Origin of the sequence: Methylobacterium sp. Leaf91 (assembly GCF_001422815.1) — a bacterium.
Classification (GTDB): Bacteria; Pseudomonadota; Alphaproteobacteria; order Rhizobiales; family Beijerinckiaceae; genus Methylobacterium.
This window is the reverse complement of sequence record NZ_LMMP01000031.1, coordinates 1-8,020: the sequence shown is the minus strand read 5'-3', so window position 1 is coordinate 8,020 and position 8,020 is coordinate 1. Positions and strand designations below refer to the sequence as shown.

The 8,020-nt window shown below is 60.5% G+C and carries 3 protein-coding genes and 3 pseudogenes; 3 read left to right on the top strand and 3 right to left on the bottom strand.

Annotated elements, in window-relative coordinates; genetic code table 11:
• Nucleotides 1-1,667: 1,667 nt before the first annotated feature.
• Both ASF32_RS16900 and ASF32_RS16895 read left to right on the top strand, forming a co-directional pair.
• Nucleotides 1,668-2,204: pseudogene (locus ASF32_RS16900) on the top strand (transposase); the annotation flags it as partial.
• 264 nt (nt 2,205-2,468) lie between these two features.
• A complete protein-coding gene (locus ASF32_RS16895) occupies nt 2,469-2,663 on the top strand; it encodes a hypothetical protein (protein ID WP_056430854.1) in 195 nt (64 codons plus the stop codon).
• Between the two features lie 888 nt (nt 2,664-3,551).
• Here ASF32_RS16895 and ASF32_RS16890 read toward each other — a convergent pair.
• Nucleotides 3,552-3,830, bottom strand: a complete 279-nt coding sequence (locus ASF32_RS16890; RefSeq protein ID WP_056430851.1) for a hypothetical protein — start codon at nt 3,828-3,830, stop codon at nt 3,552-3,554.
• Nucleotides 3,831-4,238: 408 nt separating this feature from the next.
• Between ASF32_RS16890 and ASF32_RS16885 the strand changes: the two are divergent.
• Nucleotides 4,239-5,824 (top strand): annotated as a pseudogene (locus ASF32_RS16885) (ISL3 family transposase).
• Between the two features lie 62 nt (nt 5,825-5,886).
• Here ASF32_RS16885 and ASF32_RS16875 read toward each other — a convergent pair.
• Nucleotides 5,887-6,087, bottom strand: a pseudogene (locus tag ASF32_RS16875) (transposase); the annotation flags it as partial.
• 829 nt (nt 6,088-6,916) lie between these two features.
• Nucleotides 6,917-7,447 (bottom strand): MucR family transcriptional regulator, encoded by a 531-nt coding sequence (locus ASF32_RS16870; RefSeq protein ID WP_056430845.1) that lies wholly within the window; start codon nt 7,445-7,447, stop codon nt 6,917-6,919.
• Between the last annotated feature and the right edge of the window lie 573 nt (nt 7,448-8,020).

Below are 8,020 nucleotides of genomic sequence, written 5' to 3'. Positions count from 1 at the left end.
ACGGCATGGCAATCCTCCCTCATAAGCCCGTCCAGTGAATCACACGCCAGCCAGATCGCCTACCCCAAGCGATTCAACCCGCCAGGGCACGGCTCTAGTTGCGCTCCAAAACTACATCGTAAAGAAAACGACCGTTTTGCGGGCAACATCATTATATAGGAAGCTTGCAGGAGGTGAAGTGAATTATTTGATGAATTGTTCTTGAGAATCAGCCTCAAATGGTGGCCATTCTCAAATATATTGCATAATATAGGTTATCTACATTTACTCGATATAATTGTGATTTTTTATTTACAAATATATCCTCTAATATATCGAAATCTATATTACTGGATATTATACTATATTGAGTTATCTAAAAATTTGGACGGCCTCCGCGCTATTTATTGGAGATAGGCCCAGATTGTGCAGTTCAATCCATAGATATCTTTTTTCGTCCCAATTTGAGACAATCATGCCCCAAATTACGACATCGCCGCGTTTTTTTGAAAAAAAACCACCTTTATTCCTTGTCGTTTGTATGTGTCTTCTGGCTGCTTTGCCTTGGGCGTTGATATACCGAGTTACAGGGCAGGTGATCTGGCTTTGGTAGATGTGCAACCGTATCCTTTAGGAACTGCGTCCGTATTTGATATAGATACCTACTAGGTATCCCGCCTGTAAAGCTGTTAGATACGCGAAAAATATGAGAAATTTTATTGCAAAAACCTCTTGTTTTATGTACCAAACAAGAAAAAAGCCAAAAAATATGCAAATAGAAGCGTATAATATAATCCAAACTTTATAGTAAATTCCGGTTATCAATCCTGCCAAAAATAGAATTATTGAAACCAGCATGTCATGTACATCCTGAGCACCGCAAGCTCATACTCTAAACTAGGACCGGAAGTGCCTTTTGGCGCTCACATCACAAACTTGTATAGAACAACAAACTAAATTTCTTATTTCATACTACTAAAATTTTTAAGTAAGATTGAAGTAGTATGTTCAGACGCATTCCCTCACCGTATGGCCTTCAACGGCTCTGCCGTCCCGTGCGATTCTCGCGAGCCGCCTCCCCGGAGGCGGCCCTGTCATCCCGGCAGATCTCTTTGGGGGCCGTTGGCCTGAGTTTTCTCCGAAGTTAGAACCCTACTATCCATGGGGTGAATCTTTTTGCATCCTATACCCCCTGCCTTCGCTAGGCCGGCGCGCCGCATCCAGGCCTGCCATTCCCGACTGATGATGCGAACGAGATTCGGGCTGTTCTCCCGGCCCTCGTGACGGCGCTCCTCGATGGTCAGCAGTCCGTCACCTTCTGCGAGCCGGACGGCACCCTGAGCGAGGCGACGGGACACGCCAGCACGGGCTGCGATAGCATCGGTACAGAGCCCGCACACGCCCTTGGCGGCTACCTCATCGGGCAACGATGCGCAGGACCGCGAGTTGGCCGGTGGTGAACCGTGCGGCAAGAGCAGGCGGCATTGGCCCGGATGAGGCCAGAAGGCGGCGGCGGTCGCGAGAGGTAGCGCGATCTGGGGAGGTTACCGCCCGTTTTGGCGGAAACAGGCTGACTCGGCCGGCAGGGATGCCCACGGGCTTGATCCCTTCGCGGTTCGCGCTCCGCCGCCCGTGCAGCCGTTCGGCCAGCGCCTGGGCCTCGTTGTCGCCCAACGTCCCCGACCCATGCCCAGTGGGACGCAGGCAGCCGCAATGCCGCCGAACTCTGGCGGATGACGAAGGCGCAGGGCTTCCGAGGATCGCTCCGCGTGATTGGGGAATGGGCGACGCGCCGCCGGCGCGCCGAGCAGGCCAACATCGAGCGGCTTCAGCGTGTGCCGTCGGCGCGAACCTTGGCGCGGCTGCTGACGACGGGTCGCGACCGGTTGACCAGGACGGAGACGCTGACCGTGGCCGCTGTCGAGGTTGGAGTGCCGGCGCTGGTTGAGGCACGCGAGGTGGTCAGCGCCTTCCAGTCGATGGTGCGAGGAAACTAGCCCGGCCGGCTCGAAGGATGGCTCAGGCGGGCCGAGGCAAGTCTCGTCGCCTCCTTCGCGCGCGGCATCGGTCAGGACCGATCTGCAGTTCAGGCCGCAATCACACTGCCATGGTCAAAGGGCCAGACCGAAGGACAGGTCACAAAGCTCAAGCTCGTCAAGCGCCAGATGTACGGCCGCGGCAAGATCGACCTGCTGCAAGCTCGCTTGATCGGGCTCACGCCTTGATCATCAGCGTAAGTGCGTCAGAACCCCGATTGGACGCTGATCCAGGGTCAATGTTCAACGCTGTTTGATACCCGACGCGGTGTCGAGCGAACGTTCGCGAAGAAATCGAGGCTTTTGCTAACGTCGGAAATACGGTCGTTTCTCCGACGCCCAGCAAACACGCCGATCCAGCCGTGCAGACGGCTCAGATCCCGTTGGGGAAACTTGACGGGTTTTCTACTGTCGGTAAAACGTAGCCGAACCGCGAACCCGACACTGCGTGGAGTGCGGGCCCTGGCTCGCGTCTATGCCGGGCCCCGCGCGCTCAATGCCTGCCGGCTCCTCGCCCAGGCCGAGACCGACCTTGAGGCCCTAGAGCCGGCCAGCGTCGCCCTTAATCGCCTCGCGCCGCTCGACCGCCGCGCGATCCTCCCCTCCTATGGACGCCTCACCGTCACAGCCGTAAGAACCGACGCATGATGCGCCCGCGAACGACCGTGCACCTATCGGCAGCCCCGCTTCAGCCGGAAGCGCCTCCGGCTCCGACGTGGCAGGTAGCCATCGTGCCGATCGCGGAGGCGGTGATTGGGCTCGTTGCGGCAGTCGAGAGCCAGCCAACCGCTGGCCCAGCCGTCAGAGCGTTCAAGGCAGCCATCCGTCACAAGGGCCAGGAGGCCGCTGAGGCTGGTGGCACGGAAGCAATGGAGCAACCCTACGCATCGCCGCCGACGCCGCTCCTGACCGCGCTGAGCGTCGCGAGGGCATCATCGACCAAGCATGGACCGGCCTACCTGGATGGCGGTCATGATCCCGCCTGCGGTCCGTCAGAAGCTTGGCAAGCTCTTGCCGCTTCTCGGCAGCGATCAGGACAACGAAGTTATCGCCGCCGCCCGCGCCATAGGCCGGACCCTCGCTGCAGCCGGCCTTGATTGGCGCGTTCTTGCCAGCGCCATTCAAGCCTGGCCTGTCGAAGCACCCATAGCAGGTACACCACAACCCTCCTCACGTCCGCCCGCTTCCGGCGACAGCGCCCCCTCCGCACCCTGTTGCAGGCTGGGAATGCGCCTTTGGGATACCAAGCCTGTGGAGCCCTGGAGCAGTGCTGCCGGCTACGCTCTCATGATCGATTGGACGATGCCGAAGGCGTTTGGAGGACGTTTCCTGAATAAGGCTGACCGAGATCGTCTTAGGACATTCGAGCGGTTAGCCCGTGTCACCAACGCCGATGCAGCTTGGATCGAGAAAGTTGTTGGTTTGGCGCACAAATCCGCTGAAACATGGCGTACCAGAGGTAGACCCGCGTGATCCGCACAAACAAAAACGGCGAGGCTCTCGCCCCACCGCTGGTCGTCTCAAGGGTGTGAAGGCTTAGCGACCGCCACCCGTGGTCTGTCCGTACTGCTGGACCGGGAAGTTTGGCTGATTGGCGTTGCCTTCCTGAGCCGAGTCGTGGCCCCGGCCACGGCTGTACCCGATCGATCCGGTAGTCAGATCGTCATCGGCTGTGGCACGGCCCGCGTTGGAGGACATCACGTCATAGGCCGGGACCTGCCCCCGTACGAGATAGGTCTTGGCAACAGCGGGCGAAGCAACGGCGCTGACGCTGAGGACAACAGCAGCAACAGCAGAAGCAATACGAGTGTTCATGGCACAATCCACTTGGGTTTGCGCGGTCTCCGTCGAATGGCGGTTGGCCGTGACTTGTTCAGTAACGTTGATCTAGGCTCGCCTCGCCCGGCACGCCGCGCGGTTCGGCACTCGCTCACACACCAACCCGCTTTTAGATTCTGAGCATGCGCGGGCCCTCGCACCGGCGCGATCGAGCGTCTGGCATGGTCTTGCATGGGGAGGTACGTCCTGTCCGTGGGCGGGAGGCGCTGCGCCCTTCACCTGGGGCGAGACCGAATTGGACGGCTCTATGAATAGGCCTGACTCAAAGTAGGATAGGCCGAATTTTGCAGCCCTCACGGCATGGGCTGGCTTCGGCTTAAGCCCGGTTCAGTGTGTTTCGGCGTGCAACTTTGGGTCTGACTCACTTTCGGTGCAGGCGAGTTGATGGATCTCGGCTTCGGTCGTCGGAGATTCCACCATGCCCGCAGCCTGCATCCCGGTTCCGTATTCCCGCGTGGCCTCGTTATCGATCATGTCGAGGTCGGCACTGGCCTGACCATCACCGCCCGGCCTGTCGCCACCTCGGCCCGGTGCCCTGGCTGCGATCAGCCCTCGTCTCGAATCCACAGCCGATACACGCGTACCCTGTCCGATCTGCCTGTCGCCGGCAGACGCGTCGTCATCGATGTCAGCGTGCGCCGCTTCCGTTGCGTGGGGACGGACTGCCAGACCAAGATCTTCGCCGAGCGGCTCGGGTCGGATCTCGCCGCTACCTACGCCCGGCGTACGGCCCGGCTCGACTGCATCGTGCATCATCTCGGCCTTGCCCTAGGCGGTAGACCCGCCGCCAGCTTCGCGCGTCGTCTCATGGTCCCGGCCAGTCGGGATACGATGCTGCGGACCGTGCGCCGCCGTGCCGCCCGTCCGGTGGAGCCTCCGAGCGTGATCGGCATCGACGACTGGGCCTACCGCCGGGGACAGCGCTACGGCACGCTGGTCTGCGACCTGGAACGGCGACGTGTCATCGCCCTGCTCCCGGATCGGGAGAGCGGCACCGTCGAGGCGTGGCTTGCGGCACATCCCGAAATCACTGTCGTCGCCCGTGACCGCGGTGGTTGCTACGGCGAGGCGACGACGCGGGCGCTGCCTCATGCCGTTCAGGTCGCTGATCGATGGCACTTGATGGAAAACGTCAGCGCCGCCTTCCTCGATGCCGTGCGCAAGTCGATGGCGGCCATCCGCATCGCGGTGAGAGCCGCGACGGTCGATCCCGAACGACTGACCTGCGCCGAGCGCCTGCAGTATGACGGCTATCTCCGGAGGGAGGCGACCGGCGCAGCGATCCTGTCCCTGTCGCGGCAAGGCATGCCGATCAAGACAATCGCCCGGACCATCGGGCACAGTCGCAAGCTCGTGCGCGACGTGCTGCGCGGTCTGACCGGCGACGTCTTCCGCACCGCCAAAGCAGCCTGGACGCCTATCTGCCCCGGCTCTATGCCGAATGGGGGGCTGGCTGCCGCAGCGGGGCAGAACTTTGGCGGCGGCTTCGCGCCAGTGGGTTCACCGGCAGCCTACGCGTGGTCGGGGAATGGGCGACGCGCCGTCGGCGCAGCGAGCGCGCGCCGGAAAGATCGCCAGGCAAGGTACCGTCAGCGCGCATTCTCTCCCGACTGATGACGACCGGGCGGGACAGCCTGACGAAGGCCGAAGCCGTCATCGTGGCGACGATCGAGGCGGAGGTGCCGACGCTCGACGAGGCAAGATCCCTGCTGTTGCGCTTCCAAACCATGATCCGTGAATGGCGTCGATCGGATCTCGACGTATGGATCGAGGCTGCAGCCCGCAGCCTCCTCGCATCCTTTGCCAGCGGCCTGCTGAAGGATAAGGCGGCTGTCGCTGCAGCTCTTACCCAATCATGGTCGAACGGCCAGACTGAGGGGCAAATCACCCGCCTGAAGCTCGTGAAGCGGCAGATGTTCGGCCGTGCCAAGCTCGACCTGCTCGAAGCTCGGATGATCGGCGCGCCCTGAGTAGCGTTGCATCGAGATTGCGCCAGACCCAAAGTTCGACGCCGATCCAGGGTCAATGTTCAACGCTGTTTGACATTCTCCTCGTCGAGCGCCTTCAGACGCCGCGCGTCCGACACTTCCATGCCGCCGAAGCGCGAGCGCCACGTGTAGAATGTCGCGTCGCAGATGCCCTGGCGGCGGCAGATCTCAGCCACCGGCAGCCCGGCTTGCTGCTCCTTCAGGATGCCGATGATCTGTTCTTCGCTGAACCGGCTCTTCTTCATCGTCCGTCTCCTGCTCGACGGACCCTAGCTTCAGAATGAGGGCAGGCCAGGGGGCAAGGTCACCCGCGTTACTGCTGGCGCCTGCACGCTCGATAGCGGAGACTGGAACTAAATTGTTTTGTCCCATCTCGGGCCGTGGACCATTCTGCAGGTTCGCTCTCCGCTAACCGCTTCGCCCCATCCTATCCGTCGAGCCAAGTTACGTACCGGCTCAGCGTGAGATGGACGACCCACCCCACCGGCTCCGCGATCAGATCGGGGCGGCGGGGCTGCCCCCAAAGAGCATCATTCGGTGCATCTCTGATTGAGGTGTAGGGGTAAGGCATAGAAGGAAGATCCCATGCCGTGCGTAACTACCCTGCTAAAGCGCTCCGCAATCCTGGCCTTCACCGCAGGGGCCTTGTGGCTACCTGCTAGTACCGCATCATCTCAATCACCGCAGAGCGCATCAGACGCCGATCGGGATAAGCGGATGGAGGCCATGCATCGGCAGCACGTGCTGAATTCCGAGGGGCAGGCAAAGAAGGACAAGGACCGCGACGCCCGCACGGATCGCCTAGCGAAATCCGTCTGTGTTGGGTGTGGTGGGGATGTCATTCCTTTCGATCCTAGCGGCGTCTCTGTGAAGAAGACGCAGCGTAAGGCTCGTGCCGCAAAACCTCGTCTCATCGCCCCTGCTCACGCTGGAAGCAGGAGCGACGATTGACGCCCGCAGTCCACCGTCGATACTCCCTGCGTTGCCCTGCGGTCCGCCTCAACCGGCATTCGGAGTAACGGCGAGTCGGGGACGCGCTGCGAACGCTCGCCCGACCCGCTTTTATGGCCTAGGTTATTCGGCCGTCGCAGCCTTGCGTGGCCGACCGGTACGCTTCTTTTCGGGAGAAGGTGCGTCTGACACCACCTCATTCTGTGGTGCTCTTGCGGCTACAGCCTTTGAGGCAACATTTCGCTGCTGCCCAAGTCCAAGGGACCGGGCAAGCTCCGAGCGCTGAGCCGAATAGCTGGGGGAGGTCATCGGGTAGTCGACAGGCAGGCCATGCTTCGCACGGTATGCTTCAGGGCTGAGCCCGCGGAGCGTCAGGTGCCGGCGCAATGTCTTGTAGGGCTTGCCGTCCTCGAAGCTGAAGAGGTGATCCTGCGTCATCGACTTCTTGATCTGAGTTGGCGTTGCCTTCTCGATCTTGTCCACCTCCGGCGCGCTAGATCCACCGTTGGTAAGGCCGCGGATGGCGGCGTGCACACTGCTCAGCAGTTCGGGCAGCGCGCTTACCGGAACCGAGTTGTTGGAGACGTAGGCGGCTACGAGGTCAGCGGTGAGCCCGACGTATCCGGCCTGCAAATCCTGTGTCTGATCGGTCATATTTTTGTCCTCTAAGGGCCAGTGTGTTCCCTATAGGACAATCTTAGAAACGTTCTCAATAGACTCGCCATCGAACCGCAAAACAGATTGGTGATATAACTGCTCTTCTAAGCGATCGGACCGATCCGGGCCGTGAAGTGATAAGGCTACAGTTGACGGACGAGGGCCCGCCCTGGCGCGAGATCACGACCGACGACTATGCGCCCCGTGTCTTCACGGATTTGAAGGCATTAGAAGCTTGGAATGCTTCTACGAAAACCCTTAAACTCTTGTTGCGCCGACAGAGTTTGGGCGAATTCCGCCTGCGCCTGGTCCTTCGAGAGGGTGTCGATCTGAGATGGGGCCAACCGCAGACCCGAGCTGGAGGTGGGATTACGCCCACGGGCCAGGGCTCGCCCTCGATGCTACTGAGGTTTGGATAAAGCGGGCCGATGGCCGACGCGAGCGTGTGAATCATATGGAGACGCGACCGCAGCCTTGAGGAGGAGCAATAATTCAACGATCTGGTGGAAATTGTTGCCGTGATTGCCGGGGCAGGATACGGCCAGCGTCATGTCCAAGCTTGTCGCTCTC

What these genes read in the sequence shown, in the direction of transcription:
- ASF32_RS16890 (WP_056430851.1), bottom strand. Translation starts at nt 3,830, where the DNA reads ATGAACACTCGTATTGCTTCTGCTGTTGCTGCTGTTGTCCTCAGCGTC.
- ASF32_RS16870 (WP_056430845.1), bottom strand. Translation starts at nt 7,447, where the DNA reads ATGACCGATCAGACACAGGATTTGCAGGCCGGATACGTCGGGCTCACC.